28 protein-coding genes are annotated in these 23,107 nt (G+C 62.4%); 15 read left to right on the top strand and 13 right to left on the bottom strand.

The window, feature by feature from the left end; all coding sequences use genetic code 11:
- The 3 genes from urtD (at position 1) to FJ943_RS28320 (ending at position 1,950) form a co-directional block, all read left to right on the top strand.
- A complete protein-coding gene (urtD, locus tag FJ943_RS28310) occupies positions 1 to 747 on the top strand; it encodes an urea ABC transporter ATP-binding protein UrtD (RefSeq protein ID WP_015317700.1) in 747 nt (248 codons plus the stop codon).
- Between the two features lie 69 nt (positions 748 to 816).
- Positions 817 to 1,512 (top strand): urea ABC transporter ATP-binding subunit UrtE, encoded by a 696-nt coding sequence (urtE, locus tag FJ943_RS28315; protein ID WP_015317701.1) that lies wholly within the window; start codon positions 817 to 819, stop codon positions 1,510 to 1,512.
- Positions 1,513 to 1,773: 261 nt separating this feature from the next.
- Positions 1,774 to 1,950 carry a hypothetical protein gene (locus FJ943_RS28320; protein WP_013531844.1) on the top strand — a complete coding sequence of 59 codons (177 nt, stop codon included), beginning with the start codon at positions 1,774 to 1,776 and terminating at the stop codon, positions 1,948 to 1,950.
- Between the two features lie 37 nt (positions 1,951 to 1,987).
- Here the strand turns inward: FJ943_RS28320 and FJ943_RS28325 are convergent, their stop codons facing one another.
- From FJ943_RS28325 to FJ943_RS28360, 8 genes are all read right to left on the bottom strand, one after another.
- The gene (locus FJ943_RS28325) at positions 1,988 to 3,136 is read right to left on the bottom strand and encodes a GGDEF domain-containing protein (protein ID WP_140664224.1); all 1,149 of its coding nucleotides are present in this window, start codon (positions 3,134 to 3,136) and stop codon (positions 1,988 to 1,990) included.
- Positions 3,137 to 3,318: 182 nt separating this feature from the next.
- Positions 3,319 to 4,125 (bottom strand): DUF72 domain-containing protein, encoded by an 807-nt coding sequence (locus FJ943_RS28330; RefSeq protein ID WP_140664221.1) that lies wholly within the window; start codon positions 4,123 to 4,125, stop codon positions 3,319 to 3,321.
- Between the two features lie 28 nt (positions 4,126 to 4,153).
- Positions 4,154 to 4,621, bottom strand: coding sequence for a GNAT family N-acetyltransferase (locus FJ943_RS28335; protein ID WP_140726918.1), 468 nt, complete (start codon positions 4,619 to 4,621; stop codon positions 4,154 to 4,156).
- Between the two features lie 41 nt (positions 4,622 to 4,662).
- On the bottom strand, positions 4,663 to 7,584 hold the full coding sequence (gene uvrA / locus FJ943_RS28340) for an excinuclease ABC subunit UvrA (RefSeq protein WP_140664219.1): 2,922 nt from the start codon (positions 7,582 to 7,584) through the stop codon (positions 4,663 to 4,665).
- Between the two features lie 697 nt (positions 7,585 to 8,281).
- Positions 8,282 to 8,581: a hypothetical protein gene (locus FJ943_RS28345; protein WP_140664216.1), complete on the bottom strand. Its 300-nt coding sequence runs from the start codon at positions 8,579 to 8,581 to the stop codon at positions 8,282 to 8,284.
- 87 nt (positions 8,582 to 8,668) lie between these two features.
- Complete coding sequence (locus FJ943_RS28350; protein ID WP_015317707.1) at positions 8,669 to 9,274, bottom strand: ATP-dependent Clp protease proteolytic subunit; 606 nt, start codon at positions 9,272 to 9,274, stop codon at positions 8,669 to 8,671.
- A 24-nt stretch (positions 9,275 to 9,298) separates the two neighbouring features.
- On the bottom strand, positions 9,299 to 9,760 hold the full coding sequence (locus FJ943_RS28355; RefSeq protein WP_140616308.1) for an SRPBCC domain-containing protein: 462 nt from the start codon (positions 9,758 to 9,760) through the stop codon (positions 9,299 to 9,301).
- The gene (locus FJ943_RS28360) at positions 9,757 to 10,071 is read right to left on the bottom strand and encodes a metalloregulator ArsR/SmtB family transcription factor (protein ID WP_015317709.1); all 315 of its coding nucleotides are present in this window, start codon (positions 10,069 to 10,071) and stop codon (positions 9,757 to 9,759) included. Before FJ943_RS28360 ends, FJ943_RS28355 begins: the two co-directional genes overlap by 4 nt.
- Positions 10,072 to 10,296: 225 nt before the next feature.
- Between FJ943_RS28360 and FJ943_RS28365 the strand changes: the two genes are divergently transcribed.
- Positions 10,297 to 10,821 (top strand): single-stranded DNA-binding protein, encoded by a 525-nt coding sequence (locus tag FJ943_RS28365; protein ID WP_023773877.1) that lies wholly within the window; start codon positions 10,297 to 10,299, stop codon positions 10,819 to 10,821.
- 127 nt (positions 10,822 to 10,948) lie between these two features.
- Positions 10,949 to 11,374, top strand: coding sequence for an OsmC family protein (locus tag FJ943_RS28370; protein WP_015317711.1), 426 nt, complete (start codon positions 10,949 to 10,951; stop codon positions 11,372 to 11,374).
- Between the two features lie 6 nt (positions 11,375 to 11,380).
- On the opposite strand, the gene FJ943_RS28375 is transcribed toward FJ943_RS28370, so the two are convergent.
- The 3 genes from FJ943_RS28375 to FJ943_RS28385 all read right to left on the bottom strand — a co-directional run bounded on the left by FJ943_RS28375 (position 11,381) and on the right by FJ943_RS28385 (position 13,051).
- On the bottom strand, positions 11,381 to 12,010 hold the full coding sequence (locus FJ943_RS28375; RefSeq protein WP_015317712.1) for a MarC family protein: 630 nt from the start codon (positions 12,008 to 12,010) through the stop codon (positions 11,381 to 11,383).
- 82 nt (positions 12,011 to 12,092) lie between these two features.
- Positions 12,093 to 12,485 carry a VOC family protein gene (locus FJ943_RS28380; RefSeq protein ID WP_140726851.1) on the bottom strand — a complete coding sequence of 131 codons (393 nt, stop codon included), beginning with the start codon at positions 12,483 to 12,485 and terminating at the stop codon, positions 12,093 to 12,095.
- A gap of 32 nt (positions 12,486 to 12,517) precedes the next feature.
- Positions 12,518 to 13,051, bottom strand: coding sequence for a hypothetical protein (locus FJ943_RS28385; RefSeq protein ID WP_140726854.1), 534 nt, complete (start codon positions 13,049 to 13,051; stop codon positions 12,518 to 12,520).
- Positions 13,052 to 13,136: 85 nt separating this feature from the next.
- Between FJ943_RS28385 and FJ943_RS28390 the strand changes: the two genes are divergently transcribed.
- Both FJ943_RS28390 and gyrA read left to right on the top strand, forming a co-directional pair.
- Positions 13,137 to 13,967, top strand: a complete 831-nt coding sequence (locus FJ943_RS28390; protein ID WP_140726856.1) for an AraC family transcriptional regulator — start codon at positions 13,137 to 13,139, stop codon at positions 13,965 to 13,967.
- Positions 13,968 to 14,202: 235 nt separating this feature from the next.
- Positions 14,203 to 17,001 (top strand): DNA gyrase subunit A, encoded by a 2,799-nt coding sequence (gene gyrA / locus FJ943_RS28395; protein WP_140726859.1) that lies wholly within the window; start codon positions 14,203 to 14,205, stop codon positions 16,999 to 17,001.
- A 64-nt stretch (positions 17,002 to 17,065) separates the two neighbouring features.
- On the opposite strand, the gene FJ943_RS28400 is transcribed toward gyrA, so the two are convergent.
- Positions 17,066 to 17,218 carry a hypothetical protein gene (locus FJ943_RS28400; protein ID WP_023783997.1) on the bottom strand — a complete coding sequence of 51 codons (153 nt, stop codon included), beginning with the start codon at positions 17,216 to 17,218 and terminating at the stop codon, positions 17,066 to 17,068.
- Between the two features lie 194 nt (positions 17,219 to 17,412).
- Here FJ943_RS28400 and coaD point away from each other — a divergent pair, with 194 nt between their 5' ends.
- The 7 genes from coaD to tgt are packed head-to-tail and all read left to right on the top strand — an operon-like array spanning position 17,413 to position 21,992.
- Positions 17,413 to 17,913: a pantetheine-phosphate adenylyltransferase gene (gene coaD / locus FJ943_RS28405; protein ID WP_015317718.1), complete on the top strand. Its 501-nt coding sequence runs from the start codon at positions 17,413 to 17,415 to the stop codon at positions 17,911 to 17,913.
- 15 nt (positions 17,914 to 17,928) lie between these two features.
- Positions 17,929 to 18,516 carry a peptidylprolyl isomerase gene (locus tag FJ943_RS28410; protein WP_140726862.1) on the top strand — a complete coding sequence of 196 codons (588 nt, stop codon included), beginning with the start codon at positions 17,929 to 17,931 and terminating at the stop codon, positions 18,514 to 18,516.
- Between the two features lie 27 nt (positions 18,517 to 18,543).
- Positions 18,544 to 19,056: a peptidylprolyl isomerase gene (locus tag FJ943_RS28415; RefSeq protein ID WP_140726865.1), complete on the top strand. Its 513-nt coding sequence runs from the start codon at positions 18,544 to 18,546 to the stop codon at positions 19,054 to 19,056.
- Positions 19,057 to 19,068: 12 nt separating this feature from the next.
- Positions 19,069 to 19,518, top strand: a complete 450-nt coding sequence (locus FJ943_RS28420; RefSeq protein ID WP_015317721.1) for a DMT family transporter — start codon at positions 19,069 to 19,071, stop codon at positions 19,516 to 19,518.
- Positions 19,519 to 19,524: 6 nt separating this feature from the next.
- Positions 19,525 to 20,610: a tRNA preQ1(34) S-adenosylmethionine ribosyltransferase-isomerase QueA gene (queA, locus tag FJ943_RS28425; protein WP_140726867.1), complete on the top strand. Its 1,086-nt coding sequence runs from the start codon at positions 19,525 to 19,527 to the stop codon at positions 20,608 to 20,610.
- Positions 20,600 to 20,869: a hypothetical protein gene (locus FJ943_RS28430; protein WP_140726870.1), complete on the top strand. Its 270-nt coding sequence runs from the start codon at positions 20,600 to 20,602 to the stop codon at positions 20,867 to 20,869. Before queA ends, FJ943_RS28430 begins: the two co-directional genes overlap by 11 nt.
- Positions 20,862 to 21,992 (top strand): tRNA guanosine(34) transglycosylase Tgt, encoded by a 1,131-nt coding sequence (gene tgt / locus FJ943_RS28435; protein ID WP_140726873.1) that lies wholly within the window; start codon positions 20,862 to 20,864, stop codon positions 21,990 to 21,992. The genes FJ943_RS28430 and tgt overlap by 8 nt, the downstream gene beginning before the upstream one ends.
- A gap of 6 nt (positions 21,993 to 21,998) precedes the next feature.
- On the opposite strand, the gene FJ943_RS28440 is transcribed toward tgt, so the two are convergent.
- Complete coding sequence (locus tag FJ943_RS28440) at positions 21,999 to 22,418, bottom strand: DUF4864 domain-containing protein (protein WP_140726876.1); 420 nt, start codon at positions 22,416 to 22,418, stop codon at positions 21,999 to 22,001.
- A gap of 321 nt (positions 22,419 to 22,739) precedes the next feature.
- Between FJ943_RS28440 and FJ943_RS28445 the strand changes: the two genes are divergently transcribed.
- Complete coding sequence (locus FJ943_RS28445; protein WP_010909609.1) at positions 22,740 to 22,976, top strand: Lrp/AsnC family transcriptional regulator; 237 nt, start codon at positions 22,740 to 22,742, stop codon at positions 22,974 to 22,976.
- The last annotated feature ends 131 nt before the right edge of the window (positions 22,977 to 23,107 follow it).

Raw genomic sequence — 23,107 nt, forward strand, 5'->3', positions numbered from 1 at the left:
ATGAGCAAATCCAACACTATCCTCTATCTCGACGGCGTCTCGGTGTCCTTCGACGGCTTTCGCGCCATCAACAATCTGTCCCTGGTGCTCGACAAGGGCGAGATGCGCGCCATCATCGGCCCCAACGGCGCCGGCAAGACGACGATGATGGACATCGTCACCGGCAAGACGAGGCCGGATGAAGGCGAAGTGTTCTTCGACGGCCAGGTGGACCTGACCAGGCATGACGAAGCCGAGATCGCCATGATGGGCATCGGCCGCAAATTCCAGAAGCCGACCGTTTTCGAAAGCCACACGATCGAAGAAAACCTGATGCTGGCGCTGAAGGGACCGCGTTCGATCTTCCCGGCGCTGTTCCATCGCCAATCGCCCGCCGAGGCGCGGCAGATCGATGACATCCTTGGCATCATCCGGTTGGGCGACAAGCGCCGCGAACTCGCCGCCAATCTTAGCCACGGCCAGAAACAATGGCTCGAGATCGGCATGCTGCTGGCGCAGGACCCGAAGCTGCTTCTGGTCGACGAGCCGGTGGCCGGCATGACCGATGCCGAGACCGAGGAAACCGCGCGGCTGCTCAGGGATATCGCCCGTGACCACTCGGTCATTGTCGTCGAACACGACATGCATTTCGTCCGCGAACTCGGCGTCAAGGTTACCTGCCTGCATGAAGGCTCGGTGCTCTCGGAAGGGACGCTCGATTTCGTTTCGGCCGACGAGCGCGTCGTCGAAGTCTATCTGGGGAGATGAGCATGCATTGGCGGGTTCAATTCCATCGCTTCGATCTGTCTTTGCTGAGGTTCTGGAGAAGGCGCTGACATGCTCGAGGTTTCCAATGCCACGCTGCACTACGGCGCCGCCCAGGCGTTGCGCGGGGTGTCGCTGAAGGCGGGTGCGGGCAAAATCACCTGCGTGCTCGGCCGCAACGGCGTCGGCAAGACCAGTTTGATGAGATCGATCGTCGGCCATAACCGGCTGACGAGCGGAAGCGTTGCCTTCGAGGGGAAGGCGCTCGACCGGAGCGCGGCGTATGACCGCGCCCGGTCGGGCATCGCATTCGTGCCGCAGGGCAGGGAGATCTTTCCGCTGCTCAGCGTGCGGGAAAATCTCGAGTCCGGCTTCGCGCCCTTGAAGCGCGCCGACCGCAACGTGCCTGCGCACGTCTTCGAGCTGTTTCCGGTGCTGAAGCAGATGCTTGGCCGCCGTGGTGGCGATCTTTCCGGCGGCCAGCAACAGCAGCTCGCCATCGGCAGGGCACTCGTGATGCGGCCGAAGCTGCTGGTGCTCGACGAGCCGACCGAAGGCATCCAGCCCTCTGTCATCAAGGATATCGGCCGCGCCATACGCTATCTGCGCGACCAGGCCGGCATTGCGGTGCTGCTGGTCGAACAGTATCTCGATTTCTGCCGCGAACTCGCCGACGAGGTCAACATCATGGATCGCGGCCAGATCGTCCACACCGGCCCAGCGGAAGATTTAGACCGGGCTGATGTCCGCAAATTCCTCACGGTCTAGAATCGGCGCCAGACTTCATTGAAGATTTGAAGTTATTGGCAAGTCCAATATTTCCTACATCCATCATCTGCGTCTCTGGCACATGCAATATCGCATGCTAGTCTTTTCGTGGCTTTGTGAGTCGGCCGTTTCCGTATCAGTCTGGTCATCGCAGATCGCGGCGCGGCAAAGGCCCTGCAAGTTCCACGCAAGCAAGGCTTCCTAGCTTCCCGATCTGATTGTCGTTCAAACGCGTTTGGGCACACAGGCTAAGGGACAGCCATGGAACGTTACGTCGAGGACTACCAGAAGCGGCGGCTTACCGAACGCGTCGACATCATCGCCGCCATCAACATTCTGAGGTCGCAGGGCTGTGACTACGACGACCTGATCGAGGAGATCACCAAGGTCTTCTATGTCGATCTCGATACCTTCAATGAAATCGTCATGGCGGCCTAATGCATGTCGCCCGGCGGGCTTGGCATGATACGCGCGTTTAGCTCGCGCGTCGGAATGGCGAGGCGGTGACGCGGTTGCGACCTCCCCGCTTGGCGTCATAGAGCGCCTTGTCGGCGGCGCTGAGTACCTTGTCCAGGCTGATCCCCTCTTTGCTGCCAAACGCAAATCCGGCGCTGACCGTACAGGTGAGGGAACCGGTTTCGGTTTCTATCAGTCGCGCCGCGAAAGCCGCCCGGATACGCTCGGCTGCTTCCTCGACCGCCTCCGGCAGCGTGCGCTTCAGTACCAGCGCGAATTCCTCGCCGCCCATGCGCGCGGCGACGTCGGCCGGTCGAAGGTTGGCTACCAACTCGTTGGCGAACACCCTCAGCACTTCATCGCCCGCCGCATGGCCGAATTCGTCGTTGATGGTTTTGAAGTTGTCGAGGTCGAAGACGACCACCGCGGTAAAGGCGCCGACCGGGACATGGCCATGCATGTCGAACAGCGCGCGCCGGTTGAGCAGGCCGGTCAGGGAATCCGTCTGGGCGTTGCGATGGTGGTGCCTCGCCAGACGCCCCTGATTGAGGGCAAGCGAGAGCGCGCCAATACCTGTCATGCTGGCGATAACCACGACGAGGCTGAGCTCCTCGGCCCAGTTGCTTGGTGCATGTCCGAGCACCAGTTTTCCTTCCCAGGCGAGAACCATGGCGCAGAGCCCGAAGGAGGTGGCCGTGGCCGAATAGAGCGCGGTGATGCCGATCGTCAGGGCGGGTGCCTCATCACGGCCCTTCCAGTATTCGAAAGCCGTGGCGAACAGGAGCACGGCGGCAAACATGTTCTCCGCCACGAAGCCGAGGCCATCGTAGCCCAGAGCCATGGGGGGCAACGCTATCGCCAGGGAATAGCAACCCCACAGGGTCCGCGGCAGTGGCGAGCCGCCGGTTCGGAACTGATAGGCCGCACCCAGCATGGCCGAAAAGCCGATCAGCAGAAACGCGGAGGTGGCGATGCCGAGCAGGCGTCCCGGCATCTCGATATAGGCGTCATAGATAAAAATATCGCCGACCACGAACACCAGGCTGATCGCCCATGTCAGCAGGAATTTTTCCGAGCGGGCGGTCAGCCACATGCCGAACAATGTCAGGCTTAGGCAAGCGGCCGAGAAACCGACGGCCAGCAGAAGTGAAGTGTAGTCGAGCGACATGCCCTCTTTCCCTGCCGGCGGCGGTCCCAGCTCTGCGGCTTGGCGTCGGCGCATTCATGCGGCAAGGAAGTGTCGATAAGGTTACGATCGTGGCGAAGATGCCCAGGAACAGGCGCTTTGCTACGCTAATACGCACAGGCTATGCGCCTATTGTGTGTAGCTGGAAACCGACTGATGCCTTTTCAGTCGGCTACGCGCCTCATCAATGCCATCGCCCCGAACGGCGCCCGCACCTTGCCCTCGGTGATGAAGTAGACGAACACGTCGCGCGGTTGGACCGGCGCGTCGCTGGCAGGGTCGGCGCGCCGCAGATCCGCCGGCTGCTTGCCTTGCGCCCAGATCTTGGCCCGCGCCGCCCATTCGTCGAGGCCCTTTGGCGTGTAGCAGTCCGGATTGTCATCCGAGCCGGTCTGCAGCCGCGCGTAGATGAAATCGCCAGTGATGTCGGCGATATCAGGATATTTGGCATGGTCGGCATAGACGATCGCCGCCTTGTATTTGCGCGCGAGCGCTGGGAATTCCGGCACGATGAAACTGTCGTTGCGCACTTCCAGCGCGTGGCGCAGCGCGACACCATCCTGCTTTTCCGGCAGCAGCTTCAGAAACGCCTCGAAATCGTCCGGATCGAACTTCTTGGTCGGAGCGAACTGCCACAGGATCGGTCCCAGCTTGTCGCCGAGCGCGGCAACGCCGGAACCCAGGAAACGCATCATCGATTCACCGGCCTCGCCCAGCACGCGCCGGTTGGTAACGAAGCGGTTGCCTTTCAGCGAATAGACGAAATTGTCAGGTGCTTCGTTGGCCCATTTGACGAAGGTCGGCTCCTTGAAGCTCGAATAATAAGTGCCGTTGACCTCGATGCTCGGCACCTGCCGGGTAGCGTATTGCAGTTGCTTGGCCTTCGACAGTTTCTCGGGGTAGAAGGACGTGTCCCAGGGTTCGAAGGTCCAGCCGCCCATGCCGGCGCGGATTGTTCCCGATTTGCTCATTGTCGTCCTCCCAGATTTCTAGTGGCGATCAGGCCGTGGTGGACCTGTTGTCGACGGGTTTGGCCATGTCGACGAGTATCCACCCTGGCCGGTAGGGATTGGGCCGGCGACCCGTTTCGCGATAGCCGTAAGCGAGATAGAGCGCGATGTTTCGTTCCATTTTCGCATTGGTGTAGAGCCGTATCTCCGGCAGGCCCCACTGCCGCGCCTGCTCGTCAGCGTGCTTCAGCAATGCAATACCGAACCCCTTGCCCTGGAAGGCAGGCGACACCGCGACGGAGAAGATCATCGCGTGATCTTCATGCCGCTCCAGCGTGATCACTCCGGCAAGTTCATCACCGATCTCCAGCAGCCAGACCTGACCCTGGGCAATACGCGGCGCGTAGTCCTCGGTAACCGGGATCGGCGGTGCATCGAGTATGGCGGAGTAGGGAGCGTAGGCGGCTTGCGTCAGCGCGACGATCGCGGCGAGATCTTCAGGGCCGGCAAGCCTCATGCCAAAGCTGCTCTGGACCGTGATGAGATCATCCTTACCCATCACTCCGCCGCTTCGCGTTTGCCTCCAGGGCGACGCTCCAGCAACTCCTTGAGGAACTGGCCGGTGTAGCTGCGCTTCTCCCGCACGATCGCTTCCGGTGTGCCGGACGCCACCAGTTCGCCGCCGCCGTCGCCACCTTCAGGGCCGAGGTCGAGCACCCAGTCGGCGGTTTTTATCACTTCGAGATTGTGCTCGATGACGACGACGGTATTGCCCTGGTCGACCAGTTCGTGCAGCACTTCCAGCAGCTTGGCGACGTCGTGGAAGTGCAGGCCTGTGGTCGGCTCGTCGAGGATGTAGAGCGTCTTGCCGGTCGCCTTGCGCGACAGTTCCTTGGCGAGCTTGATGCGCTGCGCTTCACCGCCGGACAGCGTCGTCGCCTGCTGGCCGATATGAATGTAACCAAGGCCGACCTGCTTCAGCGTCTCCAGCTTGTCGCGTACGCCGGGTACGGCGGCGAAGAAATCGACGCCTTCCTCGACGGTCATGTCGAGCACGTCGGCGATCGACTTGCCCTTGAACAGCACGTCGAGCGTCTCCCTGTTGTAGCGCTTGCCGTGACAGACGTCGCAGGTGACGTAGACGTCGGGCAAAAAGTGCATCTCGATCTTGATGACGCCGTCGCCTTGGCAGGCCTCGCAGCGGCCGCCCTTGACGTTGAAGGAGAAACGGCCGGGCTGATAGCCGCGCGCCTTCGCTTCCGGTAGCCCGGCGAACCAGTCGCGGATCGGCGTGAAGGCGCCGGTATAGGTGGCGGGGTTCGAACGCGGCGTGCGGCCGATCGGCGACTGGTCGATGTCGATGACCTTGTCGAGGAACTCCAATCCCTCGATGCGGTCATGTTCGGCCGGATGCTCGCGCGAGCCCATGATGCGGCGCGAGGCCGCCTTGAACAGCGTCTCGATCAGGAAGGTCGACTTGCCGCCGCCCGACACGCCGGTGACGGCGGTGAAGGTGCCGAGCGGGATTTCGGCGGTGACGTTCTTCAGATTGTTGCCGCGCGCGCCGACGATCTTCAGCCGCCGGTTTTTCTTCGCCTCGCGGCGCACGCCGGGCGTTGCCACTTCGAGCGCGCCGGACAGATATTTGCCGGTGATCGAATTGGGATTGGCCATCACCTGCTGCGGCGTGCCCTGGGCGATGATCTCGCCGCCATGGATGCCGGCGGCCGGACCCATATCGACGACATAGTCGGCATGCAGGATGGCGTCCTCGTCATGCTCGACGACGATCACGGTGTTGCCGATGTCGCGCAGGTGCTTGAGCGTGTCGAGCAGGCGGGTATTGTCGCGCTGGTGCAGGCCGATCGACGGCTCGTCCAGCACGTAGAGCACGCCGGTCAGGCCTGAGCCGATCTGCGAGGCCAGCCGGATGCGCTGGCTTTCGCCACCCGACAGCGTGCCGGAATTGCGCGACAAGGTGAGATAGTCGAGCCCGACATCGTTGAGGAAGCGCAGACGCTCGCGGATTTCCTTCAGGACGCGGACAGCGATCTCGTTCTGCTTGTCGTTGAGCTGCGCCGGCAGGTCGGTGAACCATTTGTCGGCGTTGCGGATCGACTGTTCCGTCACTTCGCCAATGTGCTTGCCGGCGATCTTCACCGCCAGCGCCTCCGGCTTCAGCCGGTAGCCCTTGCAGACCGGGCAGGGCGTTGCCGACATGAAACGCTCGATCTCCTCGCGCATCCAGGCGGATTCGGTCTCCTTCCAGCGGCGCTCGAGATTGGGGATGACGCCTTCGAAGGTCTTGGTCGTCTTGTAGGAGCGCAGGCCGTCATCATACTGGAAGGTGATCTCGCGCTCGCCGGTGCCGCGCAGGATCGCTTCCTGGGCTTGCGCTGAAAGATCCTTGAACTTGTCGCCGAGCTTGAAGTCGTACGCCTTGCCCAATGCCTCGAGCGTCTGCGAGTAATAGGGCGAGGTCGATTTCGCCCATGGGCTGACGGCGCCGTCGCGCAGCGACACGTTCTCGTCCGGCACCACGAGGTTGGGGTCGATGGCGCGCTGGCTGCCGAGACCGTCGCAGGTCGGGCAGGCGCCAAACGGGTTGTTGAAGGAGAACAGCCTGGGCTCGATTTCCGGAATGGTGAAGCCGGAGACCGGGCAGGCGAACTTTTCCGAGAACAGGATGCGCTCATGCGTCTCGTTCTTCGACTTGTTGACCGAATCCTCGCCAGTCTGGCTGGCATCGAGCGGCCTGTCGGCGAACTCCGCCACCGCCAGCCCCTCGGCCAGCTTCAGCGCCGTCTCGATGGAGTCGGCAAGCCTTGTGGCAAGGTCGCCGCGAACGACGATGCGGTCGACGACGACGTCGATGTCGTGCTTGTATTTCTTGTCCAGCGCCGGCACATCGGCGATTTCATAGAAGACGCCGTCGACCTTGACGCGCTGGAAGCCCTTCTTCTGCAACTCCAGCAGTTCCTTGCGATATTCGCCCTTGCGGCCGCGCACGATGGGCGCCAGCAGAAACAGGCGCGTGCCTTCCTCGACGGCCAGCACCCGGTCGACCATCTGGCTGACCGTCTGGCTCTCGATCGGCAGGCCGGTGGCCGGCGAATAGGGCACGCCGACGCGGGCAAACAGAAGGCGCATATAGTCGTAGATCTCGGTGACGGTACCGACCGTCGAACGCGGGTTCTTCGACGTGGTCTTCTGCTCGATCGAGATGGCCGGCGACAGGCCGTCGATCTGGTCGACGTCCGGCTTCTGCATCATTTCGAGGAATTGCCGGGCATAGGCCGAGAGGCTCTCGACATAGCGGCGCTGGCCTTCTGCATAGATGGTGTCGAAAGCAAGCGACGATTTGCCGGAGCCCGACAGGCCGGTCATGACGATCAGGCTGTCACGCGGCAGGTCGAGATCGACATTCTTCAGATTGTGTTCGCGCGCCCCGCGAATGGAAAGATATTTATGGTCGGCCATGTCAGGTCGCCGCCTCAGATCTGGAATTTGTGGGATCGGCGGGTTTCCCCGGCCATTCCCTATGTAGTTATTTTTGCCGCCACGTCGAGAGACGCCACAATTCTCGACAGAAGTCGTTTAACCGCCTTTCGCGCGAGGGGGCAAGCGGAAAGAACAAAGGCCGAACACGCTCCTGACAAAGCTGTGCGGGAGCTGACCCGAACGTAAGCTCCCGGCGATCACATTTTTCCGTAACCGGCTATTGATGGTTGACGCGGCCAACTCACGGGAGCAGTCTTGCGAAGTCAGCGAAGCCGGCCGTCTATCGATGGCCTCGCCGCCGCAAGGCGGCCTGCGAGACGCCGCAGGCATTTGCGATTTGCGCTTCACGACGACAATGTCGCAACGGACAAGAGGAGCGGAGCATGACGCCACCGGATAGTCCCCCAGGGCTTCAGTTGTTACTGGAGCCGCGGCAGGCATAAGTGCCAAGGGCAGGCGTTTGCGCCACCCGACAAACCGTGACCTGCCGTATCCCTGAAAATCAGAGACTGCTAGTCGGATCGTCGGCTGAATGCCGCGAAGCATCCGAAATCAAACGCCGGCAGTACACTCCCGGCAAAAATGGATTTGAGATCCAGAAAAGCCCCGCCCGTTTGCCCAAGGCACGGCGGGGCTGTTCTTTTGGCGGGCTCCAGTTGGAAGGCCCGATCTTTGCCTATCTGGGTGGCTTGGTCCCGCCAACTCCGACATCGACGGTGATGCTGCCGGAAATCCTGACATCGGTATTGCCGATCTTGAACTGCCCGTTGCCGCTGCTGGGGAACGCGTCGTCGGGTTCGGGCACCGGGGCGGGCTTTGCGATGCGATAGTCGCCGGTTACGCCGGGCAGGGCGCCTTTCCGAACCGACGACGAGGCCTCGTCGGCAAGTGCCGACCTGGACACAAGGCCGACGATGGCAAGCACCATGGCGGCCGTGACACGGTGCGATGTTCTTGATCGATGAGTGTCGGTCATCCCTTGTTATAGGGGCCTGCCGCCACCGGAGCCAGAGCGGGATCGTCAAATCTTCGACAAGCAGCAGGATTTGACCTCACTCTGGTCTTACGCAGCCTTTTTGCGGGTGTCGAACACATGGTCGACGATGCCCCAGGCCTGGGCCTCGCGGGCGGTCATGAAATGGTCGCGGTCGAGCGTGCGCTCGACGTCTTCATAGCTGCGGCCGCAATGCTGGGCGTAGAGTTCGGTCATGTGGCGTTTGGTCTGGCCGATGCGTTCGGCGTGCCGCTGGATGTCGGAAGCCTGGCCCTGGAAGCCGCCCAGCGGCTGATGTAGCAGGATGGTGGCGTTGGGTAGTGCGATGCGGCGCCCGGCGGTGCCCGCCATCAGCAGGAACGATCCCATCGACGCGGCAAAGCCCATGCATACGGTCGACACCGGGCAGCTGATATACTGCATCGTGTCGTAGATGGCGAAGCCGCTGGTCACCATGCCGCCGGGCGAGTTGATGTAGAGCGAGATCTCCTTCTCGGGATTGTCCGACTCCAGCGACAAAAGCTGCGCGCAGACCAGCGCCGAGACGTCATCGTTAATCTCCCCGTTGACGAAGACGATGCGCTCGCGCAGCAGCCGCGAAAAAATGTCGAATGCGCGTTCGCCGCGGCTCGATTGCTCGATTACCATCGGCACAAGACTGGCAACACCGCCCATTTTTCTGTCTCCAATTTTCCGTGTTCAAGCCGCGTGCAGCAGCAGAAGGCGTGGGGTGTTCGCGGCTATAGGCGTGCCGGTCCCGTGCAGCGAAAGCCGGCAGCCTGCCCCCGCCATGGCCACGGCCGGCATCGCCTTGCGAGCAAAGCCGTCATGGACGATGCGCAGATGCGTGCCGCCGGAAACGGTTCGGGCGAGTGTGAAGGTGACGGTGCTGTCGAGTGGGTGCGCGGCATCGTCCGACCGCTCGCGCCAGGAATAGCGCAGCAGGCGTTCGGGCTCGGCATCGAGAATCTCGCATTCGATCGCCGCGTCTTGACCGGCGAAGGCAAAGCGGCTGCCGGTCTGCGGCCTGATGTCGTTGGGCATCATCCAGGCGGCGAGCAGTTCCGGCACGGTCAGCGCCCGCCAAACCTTTTCCGGCGGCTCGGCAAGATCGTATTCGAACTCAATCGCATCGGGAGAGACTTCGCTTTGGCTGTTCATTGATCCATGTCCTTCAAAACCGTCTTCAGCCTTTCGATGCGCTCCGGCCAGAAGGTACGGTAGCGTTCGATCCATGAGAGCAGCGGGGCAAGCCCCTGCGGATCCGCACGATAATAGGCGTTGCGGCCGGCCCGCCGCTCGACCACGAGGCCGGCGCCCCGCAGCACCGCCAGATGCTGCGACACCGCCGGTTGCGACACCGTCAGGCCGCTGCGCAATTCCGACACGCTCATCTCGCTTGTGGCGAGACGCTCAAAGACGGCGCGGCGTGTCGGGTCGGCCAAGGCGCGGAAAATCTCTGCTTCGATCATGACAAAAGCATAAGTCGATACTTATCGATTTGGCAAGCGCTGTTTTGAGACCCATATGCGGCGTTCCGGCATTGCTGCCATTCCTTGACAATTGGCCGCAGTGCATATAGGAACGAAAAGGGAACAAAAACCTTGTGGGAAAAGCCAGCCTTGGCAAGCGGCTGACGTGCGTAGCCTGTAAGGTGCTGCGACAAAAATTTGTTTCGGATAGTGCGGAGAAATATCATGGCGGGTAGCGTCAACAAGGTCATTCTGGTCGGCAATCTCGGCGCTGACCCTGAAATCCGCCGCCTGAACTCGGGCGAGCCGGTCGTCAACATTCGCATCGCGACGTCGGAAAGCTGGCGCGACAAGAATTCCGGCGAGCGCAAGGAAAAGACCGAGTGGCATAACGTCGTCATCTTCAATGAGGGCATCGCCAAGGTGGCGGAGCAGTATCTGAAGAAGGGCATGAAGGTTTATGTCGAGGGCCAGCTGCAGACGCGCAAATGGCAGGACCAGACCGGTGCCGACAAATACACGACCGAAGTCGTGCTGCAGAAATTCCGCGGCGAGTTGCAGATGCTCGACGCGCGTGGCCAGGGTGAGGGCGGTCAGGTTGGCGGCTACAGCGGTGGCGGCAGCAGCCGTGGTTCCGATTTCGGCCAGTCGAGCCCGAACGAAGGGTTCAACCGCGGTGGCGGCAACGCTCCCAGGGGCGGCGGTGGCGGTGGTTCGTCGCGCGAACTGGACGACGAAATTCCGTTCTGATCGAAAGCCGCACCAAATAGCGAATGCCTTTACTTGATATGCCCCGAGGGTCCGCATGGACTTTCGGGGTTTTGCATGGTGGTTTTGAGCTGACGTTGGCGCGATCAGAGACGTAAGAGGACTGGCGATGAAGGCACGGGTAAAATGGGTCGAGGAGCGCACCTTCGTCGGCGAGTCCGGCAGCGGCCACAAGGTCGTGCTGGGCACGGCGTCAGGCCCGGAAGGCAAGACGCCGGGACCGAGCCCGATGGAACTGGTGCTGATCGGCACCGGCGGCTGCTCGGCCTATGATGTCGTCCATATCCTCGAAAAGGGGCGCGAGGCCGTCGAGGATTGCGTGGTCGAGCTCGATTCCGACCGCTCCGAAACCGATCCCAAAGTGTTCACCCGCATCCATATGCATTTCATCGTCAAGGGGCGGGCGCTGTCCAGCGACAAGGTCAAGCGGGCAATCGACCTTTCGATCGAAAAATACTGCTCGGCCTCCGCCATGATGGCCAAGACCGCGACGATTACCCACGACTTTGAAGTCATCGATACGACCGCAAAATAAGCGGGCCTACGAGGCCATCAGCGCCTTGATGCCATCTGCCACGAACTGCACGGCCAGTGCCGCCAGGATAACCCCGAGCAGGCGGGTCAGGATCGAGCGGCCGGTCTGGCCGAGGATGCGGTCGATGCGTTCCGACAGCACGAATACCAGATAGGTTATGACGAGGCAGACAAGAATGATGCCGACCAGGGCCGCCTGCGCCGCAAAACCCTGAAACGAGCCTGAGAGCAGCACCGTCGCTGAAATCGCGCCGGGGCCGGCGATCAGCGGGATCGCCAGGGGGAAGGCGGCGATGTTGTGGATCATGTCCTTGGTGATGGCGACGTCGCCGATCTTTTCCTTGCGGTCCTGCCGGCGCTCGAACACCATTTCGAAGGCGATGAAGAACAGCAGGAACCCGCCGGCGACACGGAACGCCGGCAAGGTGATGCCGAACACCGACAGGATCGATGCGCCGGCCACCGCAAACAGCGCCATCACCAGAAAACCGATGACCGAGGCGCGCACGGAAACCTGGCTGCGCTCCTCGCGGTTCATGCCGCGCGTCACGGCGAGGAACAGAGGCGCCAGCCCAGGCGGATCGATGGTCACGAGAATGGTGACGAAGGCATTGAACAGGCTGTCGAAACTCGGCATCGCTGACCCCTCCCGCCGGGCCACGCCCGTACCCACATTGGTAGAGCATACCCCGGTCGGTGGGAACAGTCAGAACCGCAGGTTAGGCGGCGGCGCCGCAATAGGCCTCCAGGCGATAGCCGTCCGGATCGACGACGAAGGCCGCGTAATAGTTCTCGCCATAGTCGGCGCGCAGGCCCGGTGCGCCATTGTCGCTGCCGCCTTCGCGCAACGCGCCGGCATGAAAGGCACCGACGCTATCCCGTGTCGGCGCGGCGAAGCAGAAATGCAGGCCGGATCTTTCGTCCGCCGGCACCGGGCGCGCCGCCTCGTTGACCCACAGCGCGACAGCCTGGGGCGCGACAGACTGGACACCATAGCCGAGCGAACCCGGCGATTGGCTGACGCAAGTGAAGCCGAGCGGCCTCAACGCGGCATCGTAGAAACGTTTGGAGGCAGTGACGTCGCGAACGCCGATCGAGATATGATCGAACATGGTTTTCTCCATTGTTACTAAGGGTTGTGGCGTCATCTTTCGGATTGACGACGCGCCAGGAACTCGACTTCGAGGTGCCAGTCCGCGCCGTCATGCGAGCGCTCGCCGAGCCATCGGAAGGAATTCTCGGTGATGCGCGAAAAGCTCCAGCGTACCGAGGAACCAGTGCCGTCGGCGCCGACCTGCACGATCGTGCCGCCTTCGGCGCGGCCGAGCTGGCGGCTGAAATACTGGTTGCGCGGGTCGCTCCAGAAGATGTGCCAGGCATCGATTCCAGGGTCATAGACCCGCAGCGTCGTGCCGTAAAAGGTCCATTTGCCAAGCGATGGCGAGGGGCCGGCGTCACGCGCGGGCAGGATCCAGACATCCTGGATGGCGCGGCCTTCCAGCGCCCAGCCGAAGTGCACCTCGCCGCGTCCGGTCAGCACCGTGCCGTCCTCGAGATGGCGCGCGGCGTCAAACGTCCACGCACCGACGAAGCGGCCGTAAAGGCTCAGTTTTTCGGCAAGCCCTTGGATCGGTCCGGGACTGTGCAAGGCTTCGGCAAATGTGGATTGGTCGGGCATGGCTGCGGCCTCTTCTTGTCAGGAGACCGCGAGGAATAGGTGCCGGCGGGGTTTTGGGCTTGGGAAAAATTGCTATATTTCAGCCATGACGGCGACCGCGAACACCCTTGCATCCGGACCTGGCTGGCACGTGGCGGATGTGATCTGCACGGCCAGCGCCGGCGATCGGCCGTTCGAGGAAGTCCATCGGGATTTTTGCGTCGCGGCGGTCACCAGTGGCACCTTCCGCTATCGCGCACAGCAAGGCACCGCCATGCTCGCGCCAGGCAGCCTCCTGCTTGGCAATTCCGGCACATGCTACGAATGCGGGCACGAGCATGGCAGCGGCGACCGTTGCCTCTCCTTCCATTTCGGGCCGGCCTATATGGACCGGATCGTCGCCGACGTACCCGGCGCTGGGAAGCTCACCTTCGAGACGCCACGCCTGCCGCCGTTACCGGCCATCGCACCGCTGCTGGCCGAGGCGGAAGCCGCGCGCGACATGGCGGACGCAGGTGCCTTCGAGGAAATCGCCCTGCGCATCGCCGGTGCCGCCGTGGCGACAGTCTCAGGCGCAAGGCACGCCAGTCGCGATCCAAGCCGCCGCGACCAGAAAAGGGTTGCCGAGGCGGTGAGGCGGATCGAACTGCATGCCGACGGACCGGTCTCGCTTCCAGCGTTGGCGGATGAGACCGCGACCAGTCCTTATCATTTCCTGCGCACCTTCCGGCAGGTTGCCGGCATGACGCCCTATCAGTACCTGCTCAGGACCCGATTGCATCGCGCGGCGGTGCGATTGCGCACGTCCGACGATGCCATCTCGGCAATTGCTTTCGAAGCCGGCTTCAACGATCTGTCGACCTTCAACCGCCGGTTTCGGCGGGTCATGGGCGAGACGCCTGGCCGGTATCGGTCCGGGCGCGTTGGCAGCCGCTGAAAAGTTGCCAGGAGCTCCAATTGATCGCGCTCGCGGCGTTCGTCTGGGGAAAACGGTCCATTGCCGGCTTTTGCCTTGCTGGCGGCGAAAGGGTCGTGGCCATATCGTCGCAATCAGTGGTATCCACTTGAAATTACCGCTAAAATTGACACTGGAAAAGTGCCCCGGACATTGGAGTTTCGGCCTCGCTTCCTATATAAGCAGCGAGTGATTCCTGATTAGATTGTGATCCGATTTGACCGACCAGAAGACACCGCGCGGCACAGACGGCGGCCCCAGCGGCATCGAGCCGATATCCATCATCGAGGAGATGCAGCGCTCCTATCTCGATTACGCCATGAGCGTGATCGTCAGCCGTGCGCTGCCCGATGTGCGCGACGGCCTGAAGCCGGTGCACCGTCGTATCCTCTATGCCGCCCATGAGAGCGGCTACCACTGGAACCGCAAATATGTGAAATCGGCGCGCCCCGTAGCCGACGTGATGGGTAAATACCATCCGCATGGCGACGCCTCGATCTATGACGCCCTGGTGCGCATGGCGCAGGACTGGTCGTTGCGCGTGCCGCTGATCGACGGGCAGGGCAATTTCGGTTCGATCGACGGCGATCCGCCGGCGGCGATGCGCTACACCGAATCGCGCCTGACCAAGGTCGCGCACGAGCTGTTGGAGGACATCGACAAGGATACCGTCGATTTCCAGGACACTTATGATGCTTCGGACACCGAGCCGAAGGTTCTGCCTGCGCGCTTTCCCAATCTGCTGGTCAACGGTTCGGGCGGCATTGCCGTCGGCATGGCCACCAACATTCCGCCGCACAATCTCGGTGAAGTCTGCAACGCCGCTATTGCCGTCATCGACAATCCGGCGATCGACCTGCCGGCGCTGATGGAGATCATTCCGGGCCCCGATTTTCCGACCGGCGGCATCGTGCTTGGCCGTTCCGGCATCTACAGCGCCTATTCCACCGGCCGCGGCTCCATCGTCATGCGTGGCAAGGTCAACATCGAACAGCGCGGCAATGACCGCGAATCGATCATCATCACAGAGGTTCCCTACCAGGTGAACAAGGCCTCGATGATCGAGAAGATGGCCGAACTGGTGCGCGACAAGCGCGTCGAGGGCATTTCCGACATCCGCGACGAAAGCGACCGCCAGGGTTATCGCGTCGTCATCGAGCTCAAGCGTGACGCCGTTGCCGACGTCGTCCTCAATCAGCTCTACCGGTTCACGCCTCTGCAGACCTCTTTCGGCGCCAATATGGTGGCTCTGAACGGCGGCAAACCGGAGCTGCTGAACCTGACCGACATGCTGAAGGCGTTCGTCACCTTCCGCGAGGAGGTGATCAGCCGGCGGACGAAGTTCCTGCTGCGCAAGGCGCGGGACCGCGCCCATGTGCTGGTTGGCCTGGCCATCGCCGTCGCCAACATCGACGAGGTCATCAAGCTGATCCGCAGCGCGCCGGACCCGCAGACGGCGCGCGAGCAGTTGATGGAGCGGCGCTGGCCCTCGGGTGACGTTGAATCGTTGATCCTCCTGATCGACGATCCGCGCCATCGTATCAACGAGGACGGCACCTACAATCTGTCCGAGGAACAGGCGCGCGCCATCCTCGAACTGCGCCTGCAGCGCCTGACCGCGCTTGGCCGCGACGAAATCGCCGATGAGTTGAATACGATCGGCGACGAGATCAAGGACTACCTCGACATTCTGTCGTCGCGCGCGCGCATCCAGCAGATCGTCAAGGACGAGCTCGCCGCCGTGCGCGACGAATTCGGCACGCCACGCCGCACCGAGCTCACCGATGGCGGCGCGGACATGGAAGATGAGGATCTGATCCAGCGCGAGGACATGGTCGTGACGGTGAGCCATTCCGGCTACATCAAGCGCGTGCCGCTGTCGCTCTATCGGGCGCAGCGCCGCGGCGGCAAGGGCCGCTCCGGCATGTCGACCAAGGAAGAGGATTTCGTCACCCGGCTGTTCGTGGCCAACACCCACACGCCGGTGCTGTTCTTCTCCTCGCGCGGCATCGTCTATAAGGAAAAGGTCTGGCGGCTGCCGATCGGCAACCCGCAGTCACGCGGCAAGGCGCTGATCAACATGCTGCCGCTGGAGCAGGGCGAGCGCATCACCACCATCATGCCGCTGCCCGAGGACGAGACGAGCTGGGGCGATCTCGACGTGATGTTCGCCACGACGCGCGGCACCGTGCGCCGCAACAAATTGTCCGACTTCGTCCAGGTCAATCGCAACGGCAAGATCGCCATGAAGCTGGAGGAGGAGGGCGACGAAATTCTCGGCGTCGAGACCTGCACCGACAATGACGACGTGCTTCTGACGGCGAATTCGGGCCAGTGCATTCGCTTCTCCGTCGGCGACGTGCGCGTCTTCCAGAGCCGCAATTCCGTCGGCGTTCGCGGCATAACCATGGCTGAAACCGACCGCATCATCTCCATGTCGGTGATCGAGCATGTCAATGCTTCACCGGCGGAACGCGCCGCTTACCTCAAGCGGGCGGCGTCGGAGCGGCGGCTTGCCGCCGAGACAGCCGGAGAGGAAGAAGAGATCGCGCTCACCAATGAGGAGATCGGCGAGGAGACCGAGCTTCCAGACGACCGCTACGAATTCCTCAAGGCGCATGAGCAGTACGTGCTGACGGTGACTGAATATGGATACGGCAAGCGCTCGTCGTCCTACGACTTCCGCCTGACCGGCCGCGGCGGCAAGGGGATCCGTGCCACCGACGTGTCCAAGGCAGCCGAAATCGGCCAGCTGGTGGCAACCTTCCCGGTCGGCAATGACGATCAGATCATGCTGGTGTCGGATGGCGGCACCGTCATCCGGGTACCCGTCAACGGCATCCGTTTCGCTAGCCGCGCCACCAAGGGCGTGACCATCTTCAACACGGCTGAAGGTGAAAAGGTGGTTTCGGTCGAGCGGATTTCGGAGCCGCAATCGGACGAGGAAGTGGAAGAGGCCGTCGAGGGTGGCGCGGGGCCGGATTCGAATGACAGCGGTCCGGACAACGCCGAATAGTTCCTAGTACGTTTGACATAGCAACGCCGGCCTGTCGGCCGGCGCGGCAGCGTTGCGGACTGTCTTAGTAGTGGCGATACGGCTTGCGCAGGCCAAAGCCTTCGAAGCGCTTGGTGGTGGCCTTGACGCGGATGCGCTGTGCTTCCTGATGCAGCCCGAATAGCGTGGCGATCAGCATGGCGACGGTCATTGCGGTGGCGAGCATGTAGATCAGCATGTGCGTGTTCTCCTGCGCCTTACAACGGATATATGGGACTTTGGTTTCATCTTATTAAGGGTGCAGCCTAGTGAACGCTGCGTGAAGGCTTCGTGATCAGCGTGTTCATCTGTCGTTCATGCGCCGGAAAAGGTTCATGGGCCGCCTGCCAATCGGATTTGCCTTTGTGATAGAGGCTCGCTAGAAGCTCCGCCATGACCGAACGCATCGCCCTTTATGCCGGCTCCTTCGACCCGCTGACCAACGGCCATCTCGATGTGCTGAAAGCGTCGCTGGCGGTTGCCGACATTGTTTATGCCGCGATCGGCATTCATCCGGGCAAGAAGCCGCTGTTTTCGTTCGAGGATCGGGTGCAGTTGATCGAAGCCGCCGCGAAGGCCGAATTCGGCCGCGATGGCGCCCGCATCAAGGTGGTTGCCTTCGATGGGCTGGTGATCGATGCGGCCAGGAGAGAAGGCGCCTCGATCATGATCCGCGGTCTGCGCGACGGCACCGACCTCGACTACGAAATGCAGATGGCCGGCATGAACGAAACCATGGCGCCTGAATTGCAGACGGTTTTCCTGCCCGCCAGCCCGTCGGTGCGCACCATTACCGCCACACTTGTGCGCCAGATAGCCTCGATGGGCGGCGACATCCGCCCCTTCGTGCCGGCGGCCGTGGCCGGCGCGCTCACCGCAAAATTCGCGAAATAAGCTCGGAGAACCCTCATGCAGCTCAAAAGGCTCGCCTCATTCCTTGTTGTGCTCGCCGGTCTCGTGACCGCATCGGTCTCGGCCTATGCCGCAGATCCGGAAAACACGATGATCATCACGCTGAAAGATGGCGACGTGACCATCGCGCTGCGCCCCGATCTGGCGCCCAAGCATGTCGCGCAGATCAAGAAGCTGGTGCGTGACCATGCCTACGACAATGTCGCATTCCACCGTGTCATCGATGGCTTCATGGCGCAGACCGGCGACGTCAAGTTCGGCAACATGAAAAAGGGCTTCAATGCCCAGGCCGTCGGCACCGGCGGCTCCGACCTGCCCGACCTGCCTGCCGAGTTCTCGCAGGCCGAGCATTACAAGCGCGGCGTGGTCGGCATGGCCCGTTCGCAGGATCCGAACTCCGCCAATTCGCAGTTCTTCATCATGTTCGCACCGGCGCCGCCGCTCGATGGCCAGTATACGATTGTCGGCAATGTCGTCAGCGGCATGGACCTGGTGGACAAGATCAAGAAGGGCGACGAGGCGGACAATGGCACGGTCATCGATCCCGACCGGATGATCAAAGTGCGCATCGCCGCCGACAAATAGTTCCAATTTTACAAAAGGATATCTGACATGGCTGAGATCAAGGACCGCGAGAACGCGCTCATCATGGAAACGACCAAGGGCAAGGTCGTCATCGAACTGTTTCCCGATTTGGCTCCTGGCCATGTCGCCCGCATCAAGGAATTGGCGCGTGAAGGCGCCTATGACGGCGTCGTCTTCCACCGCGTCATCGAAGGCTTCATGGCGCAGACCGGCGACGTGAAATTCGGCAATTCCAGCAAGCCCAGCTTCGCGCCGTCTCGCGCCGGCATGGGCGGCTCGGAAAAGCCTGACCTGAAGGCCGAGTTCTCCAACGCAAACCACGGCCGCGGCACCTGCTCGATGGCTCGTTCGCAGAACCCGAACTCGGCCAATTCGCAGTTCTTCATCTGCTTCGACGACGCCGCGTTCCTCAACCGCCAGTACACGGTCTGGGGCCAGGTCATCGAGGGCATGGACAATGTCGACAAGATCAAGCGCGGCGAGCCGGTGCAGGATCCCGACAAGATCGTGTCCCTAAAGGTCGCGGCCGACATCCAGTAAGGACAAACGACAATGATGGGCGTCGTATGGTCGCTTCTCGGCATCCTGTCCGGCGCCTTCATTGCCATCCAGGCGCCGATCAATTCGCAGCTTGCGCGCGGCTTGGGTCTCCCGGTCGCGGCGGCAGCGTTTTCGTTCCTGTCGGGCGCGATCGTGCTTGGCATCATCTCCGTCACGGTGGTGAAGCTGCAGGGCATCTCGCTCGACTGGAAGGCGCCCGCGCCCTGGTTGTTTGTCGCCGGCGGCATGCTTGGCGGCTTCTATGTCACGCTTTCGACGATCCTGACGCCGCGCATCGGCGCGGCCGCGCTGATGGCGTTCCTGGTGGCCGGCCAGCTGCTCGCGGGTATGCTCATCGACCGCGTCGGCTTCCTTGGGGTCGCCGTGCGTGAAATCTCGCTCGGCCGCGTCGCCGGCGCGGTGCTTCTGCTGGCCGGAGCGCTGCTCGTTCGGCTGTTTTGAGTCCCGATGCGCGTCGACCTCTTTGACTTCGACCTGCCGGAGGAGCGCATCGCGCTTCGCCCGGCAGAACCGCGCGACAGCGCCAAAATGCTGGTGGTCAAGCCAGGCAAGGGGCTGGAGGACGGGACGGTTGGCGACCTGCCATCCTTGCTCCGCGCCGGCGACGTGCTGGTCTTCAACGACACCAAGGTCATTCCGGCGCAGTTGAAAGGCTTCAGGCGGCGCGGCGAAGCACAGTCGCAGGTCGAGGCCACGCTGCACATGCGCATGGCGCCGGACCGCTGGCTGGCCTTCATGCGGCCGGGCAAGCGCATTGCCGCTGGCGACCGCATCCATTTCGGCCATGACGGCAATTCCTGTTTCCTCGGCCAGCTCGACGCCACCGTGATCGAAAAAGGCGAGGGTGGCGAAGCGCTGCTCGGCTTTGATCTATCCGGTCCTTTCCTCGACGAAGCGCTGCACGCGGTCGGCCACATTCCGCTGCCGCCCTACATCGCCTCGAAGCGCGATGACGACGAGCGCGATCGTGCCGACTACCAGACCATCTATGCCCGGGAAGAAGGTGCGGTAGCGGCGCCCACCGCGGGCCTGCACTTCACGCCGGCGCTTTTCGCGGCGCTGGACGCCAAAGGGGTCGAACGCCGCTTCGTCACCTTGCATGTGGGCGCCGGTACGTTCCTGCCGGTCAAGGCGGACGATACCGCGGACCATAAGATGCATGCCGAGATCGGCTCGGTCAGCCAGGCGACCGCCGATGCGCTCAATGCGGCGAAGGCGAGGGGCGGGCGCGTCATTGCCGTCGGCACGACCTCGCTGCGCCTGCTCGAGAGTGCGGCGCGTGAGGACGGCACGCTGGCGCCATGGTCCGGACCGACCGACATCTTCATCACGCCCGGCTATCGCTTTCGCACGGCCGACATGCTGATGACCAACTTCCATCTGCCGCGCTCGACGCTGTTCATGCTGGTCTCGGCTTTCAGTGGCCTCGACACGATGCGTGCCGCCTATGCGCATGCGATCGAGAGCGGTTACAGGTTCTATTCCTATGGAGACGCCAGTCTTCTGTTCAGGGAGGAGAACGATGGACGATGATCTGCAGACCTTCGACCGCGACAGGCTGATCGCGGAAGTGAAAAAGCTGCGCGCCGGCATTCGCGCGCACCGGGATACCACAGGTCATGATCTCTGCTGGCATCACCCTGATCTGTGGGACCTGCTGCCGGAAAAGACCGAGCCGTCAATCGCGGTGCCGCCCTGGCCAAAATTCATGCGCGGCTGCATCCAATACCGTCAGTCGCTCGACGAGCAGGCGCCGGATGCGCCGGTATTCGACAAGGAATTCAATGGCTGAGAATTTCACCTTCAAGGTGTTGGCGACCGATGGCAAGGCGCGGCGCGGTCTGATCGACATGCCGCGCGGCGAAATCCGCACGCCGGCCTTCATGCCGGTCGGCACCGGTGGCACGGTCAAGGCCATGTACATGGACCAGGTGCGCGGCGTTGGCGCCGACATCATCCTGGGCAACACCTATCACCTGATGCTGCGGCCCGGGGCCGAGCGCGTGGCGCGGCTCGGCGGTCTGCACGAATTCGCCCGCTGGCCGCACCCGATCCTGACCGACAGCGGCGGTTTTCAGGTGATGTCGCTATCGAAGCTGAGGAAGCTGACGGAAAAGGGCGTCACGTTCCGTTCGCACATCGATGGCGCGGCCTACGAGATGTCGCCGGAGCGCTCGATCGAAATTCAAGGTCTGCTCGATTCCGACATCCAGATGCAACTCGACGAATGCACCGCGTTGCCGGCCGAGATCAGGGAGATCGAGCGCGCCATGGAACTGTCGCTGCGCTGGGCGGAACGCTGCAAGACGGCGTTCGGCGACCAGCCGGGCAAAGCGATGTTCGGCATCGTGCAGGGTGGTGACAACGCGGCGCTCAGGGTTCGCTCGGCACAGGCGCTGAGCGCGATGGAGCTCAAGGGCTATGCTGTCGGCGGCTTGGCCGTCGGCGAGCCGCAGGCGGTGATGCTCGACATGCTCGACATCACCTGTCCCGAACTGCCAGACGACAAGCCACGCTATCTGATGGGCGTGGGAACCCCGGACGATATCCTGAAATCGGTTGCCCGCGGCATCGACATGTTCGATTGCGTGATGCCGACGCGGGCCGGCCGGCACGGGCTGGCCTATACGAGGCGCGGCAAGGTCAACCTGCGCAACGCCCGCCATGCCGACGATCCGCGCCCGCTCGATGAAGAGAGCGACTGCCCGGCAGCCAGGGATTATTCGCGTGCCTATCTGCACCATCTGGTGCGCTCGCAGGAGGCGCTCGGCGCGATGCTGCTGACCTGGAACAATCTGTCCTACTACCAGAAGCTGATGCAGGACATCCGCGCCGCGATCGAAACCGGCACCTTCAAGACGCGCGGGGCCGAGATTTCCGAGGGCTGGACGAGGGGCGATATCCCGGCGCCGTAAGCCCGTTCAGGTGCTGAGCGAGTTCGACGCCCGCAGGCTGCAGCCGGTGATCTGGAATGTGCCGTCAGGCTGCTGCTGCAGCGTGTAGACCGCCTCATAATCCTTGCCGTCCGGGCCGACGATCAGTACCTGCTGGAGGATCGAACCGGGACCAGTCTGCTCGACCTTGCCGAAAGCATAGGACTGGGGTTTGCGCACAGGCGGGTAGCCGTTGGTCACCATGTTCATGAAGGCATCGACGGTCGGGAATATCTGCTTCACGTTCGGGGCGGCAAAGCTGTAGGCCTTGGCGCCGTCATCGGCGATGAGGGCCTTCAACTGACTGTCGATGACGGACTGACCAGCCTTGATCTCGGCATCTCCGGCAGACGCCTGGGAAGCCAGCATGAGCGAAACGAACGCGAATGCGAAAAAGCCGCGGCGCATGGCTTGTCTCCACCGTCCTCGAACCGCCTCCAGAAGTTCCAGGAGACATCCTAACATACGTGCGAGGGCGCCTCACGGTTTCAGCGGCCGCCAATATTCGTCCCACCTCGGTGCAGAAGCCATGCACGAACGATATTGCAGGGGCATGCCCGCGCTAGTGATCGGCGGCAGGCTCTGCAAGCACGGCATGCCGGTTGCGGAGCCGCGCGAGGCGGGTGGCCGGGACCCCGCGCCGGCTAAGCGCGCATTCCAGTGCTTGAAAGGCTGCCTCCAGTCTGCCAGAAGGGCCGCTTGGACCTGGAAGTTTAGCGGGACGAAGCCATGAAGGCGTTTTTCGTGCAGATCAAATGCGAGCTGGGCAAATCCTATGAGGTTGCCAGCGCGCTTGCCGATGCCGAGATCGCCTCGGAAATCTACTCCACCGCCGGCAACTACGATCTGCTCGCCAAATTCTATGTCGACGACGAAGAAGACGTCGGCCATTTCGTCAACGAGAAGGTGCAGATTCTTCCCGGCATCAAGGACACGTTCACCGTCGTCACCTTCCGCGCCTTCTAACAGTGCGAGGCAGTTGCTCGGGCACGAGGCAAAGGCTGATCAAGCTTGTATTTGGGCTGCCTTAATTTTGGGCAGCCGCAACATACTGATCGTCCGCTTCCCCCAAATCACCGATTGCGCTTGATTTTCTC

This window comes from Mesorhizobium sp. B2-3-10 (assembly GCF_006442275.1).
GTDB lineage: Bacteria > Pseudomonadota > Alphaproteobacteria > Rhizobiales > Rhizobiaceae > Mesorhizobium > Mesorhizobium australicum.

Coding starts and splice junctions, on each gene's coding strand:
- coaD (WP_015317718.1), top strand. CDS start 17,413: ATGACCGAACGCATCGCCCTTTATGCCGGCTCCTTCGACCCGCTGACC.
- urtE (WP_015317701.1), top strand. CDS start 817: ATGCTCGAGGTTTCCAATGCCACGCTGCACTACGGCGCCGCCCAGGCG.
- FJ943_RS28365 (WP_023773877.1), top strand. CDS start 10,297: ATGGCGGGTAGCGTCAACAAGGTCATTCTGGTCGGCAATCTCGGCGCT.
- FJ943_RS28385 (WP_140726854.1), bottom strand. CDS start 13,051: ATGCCCGACCAATCCACATTTGCCGAAGCCTTGCACAGTCCCGGACCG.
- FJ943_RS28390 (WP_140726856.1), top strand. CDS start 13,137: ATGACGGCGACCGCGAACACCCTTGCATCCGGACCTGGCTGGCACGTG.
- FJ943_RS28325 (WP_140664224.1), bottom strand. CDS start 3,136: ATGTCGCTCGACTACACTTCACTTCTGCTGGCCGTCGGTTTCTCGGCC.
- FJ943_RS28355 (WP_140616308.1), bottom strand. CDS start 9,760: ATGAACAGCCAAAGCGAAGTCTCTCCCGATGCGATTGAGTTCGAATAC.
- FJ943_RS28375 (WP_015317712.1), bottom strand. CDS start 12,010: ATGCCGAGTTTCGACAGCCTGTTCAATGCCTTCGTCACCATTCTCGTG.
- FJ943_RS28445 (WP_010909609.1), top strand. CDS start 22,740: ATGAAGGCGTTTTTCGTGCAGATCAAATGCGAGCTGGGCAAATCCTAT.
- FJ943_RS28320 (WP_013531844.1), top strand. CDS start 1,774: ATGGAACGTTACGTCGAGGACTACCAGAAGCGGCGGCTTACCGAACGC.
- FJ943_RS28360 (WP_015317709.1), bottom strand. CDS start 10,071: ATGATCGAAGCAGAGATTTTCCGCGCCTTGGCCGACCCGACACGCCGC.
- FJ943_RS28335 (WP_140726918.1), bottom strand. CDS start 4,621: ATGAGGCTTGCCGGCCCTGAAGATCTCGCCGCGATCGTCGCGCTGACG.
- FJ943_RS28345 (WP_140664216.1), bottom strand. CDS start 8,581: ATGACCGACACTCATCGATCAAGAACATCGCACCGTGTCACGGCCGCC.
- FJ943_RS28370 (WP_015317711.1), top strand. CDS start 10,949: ATGAAGGCACGGGTAAAATGGGTCGAGGAGCGCACCTTCGTCGGCGAG.
- FJ943_RS28415 (WP_140726865.1), top strand. CDS start 18,544: ATGGCTGAGATCAAGGACCGCGAGAACGCGCTCATCATGGAAACGACC.
- FJ943_RS28350 (WP_015317707.1), bottom strand. CDS start 9,274: ATGGGCGGTGTTGCCAGTCTTGTGCCGATGGTAATCGAGCAATCGAGC.
- FJ943_RS28420 (WP_015317721.1), top strand. CDS start 19,069: ATGATGGGCGTCGTATGGTCGCTTCTCGGCATCCTGTCCGGCGCCTTC.
- FJ943_RS28410 (WP_140726862.1), top strand. CDS start 17,929: ATGCAGCTCAAAAGGCTCGCCTCATTCCTTGTTGTGCTCGCCGGTCTC.
- FJ943_RS28330 (WP_140664221.1), bottom strand. CDS start 4,125: ATGAGCAAATCGGGAACAATCCGCGCCGGCATGGGCGGCTGGACCTTC.
- FJ943_RS28430 (WP_140726870.1), top strand. CDS start 20,600: ATGGACGATGATCTGCAGACCTTCGACCGCGACAGGCTGATCGCGGAA.
- FJ943_RS28400 (WP_023783997.1), bottom strand. CDS start 17,218: ATGCTGATCTACATGCTCGCCACCGCAATGACCGTCGCCATGCTGATC.
- uvrA (WP_140664219.1), bottom strand. CDS start 7,584: ATGGCCGACCATAAATATCTTTCCATTCGCGGGGCGCGCGAACACAAT.
- queA (WP_140726867.1), top strand. CDS start 19,525: ATGCGCGTCGACCTCTTTGACTTCGACCTGCCGGAGGAGCGCATCGCG.
- urtD (WP_015317700.1), top strand. CDS start 1: ATGAGCAAATCCAACACTATCCTCTATCTCGACGGCGTCTCGGTGTCC.
- tgt (WP_140726873.1), top strand. CDS start 20,862: ATGGCTGAGAATTTCACCTTCAAGGTGTTGGCGACCGATGGCAAGGCG.
- FJ943_RS28440 (WP_140726876.1), bottom strand. CDS start 22,418: ATGCGCCGCGGCTTTTTCGCATTCGCGTTCGTTTCGCTCATGCTGGCT.
- FJ943_RS28380 (WP_140726851.1), bottom strand. CDS start 12,485: ATGTTCGATCATATCTCGATCGGCGTTCGCGACGTCACTGCCTCCAAA.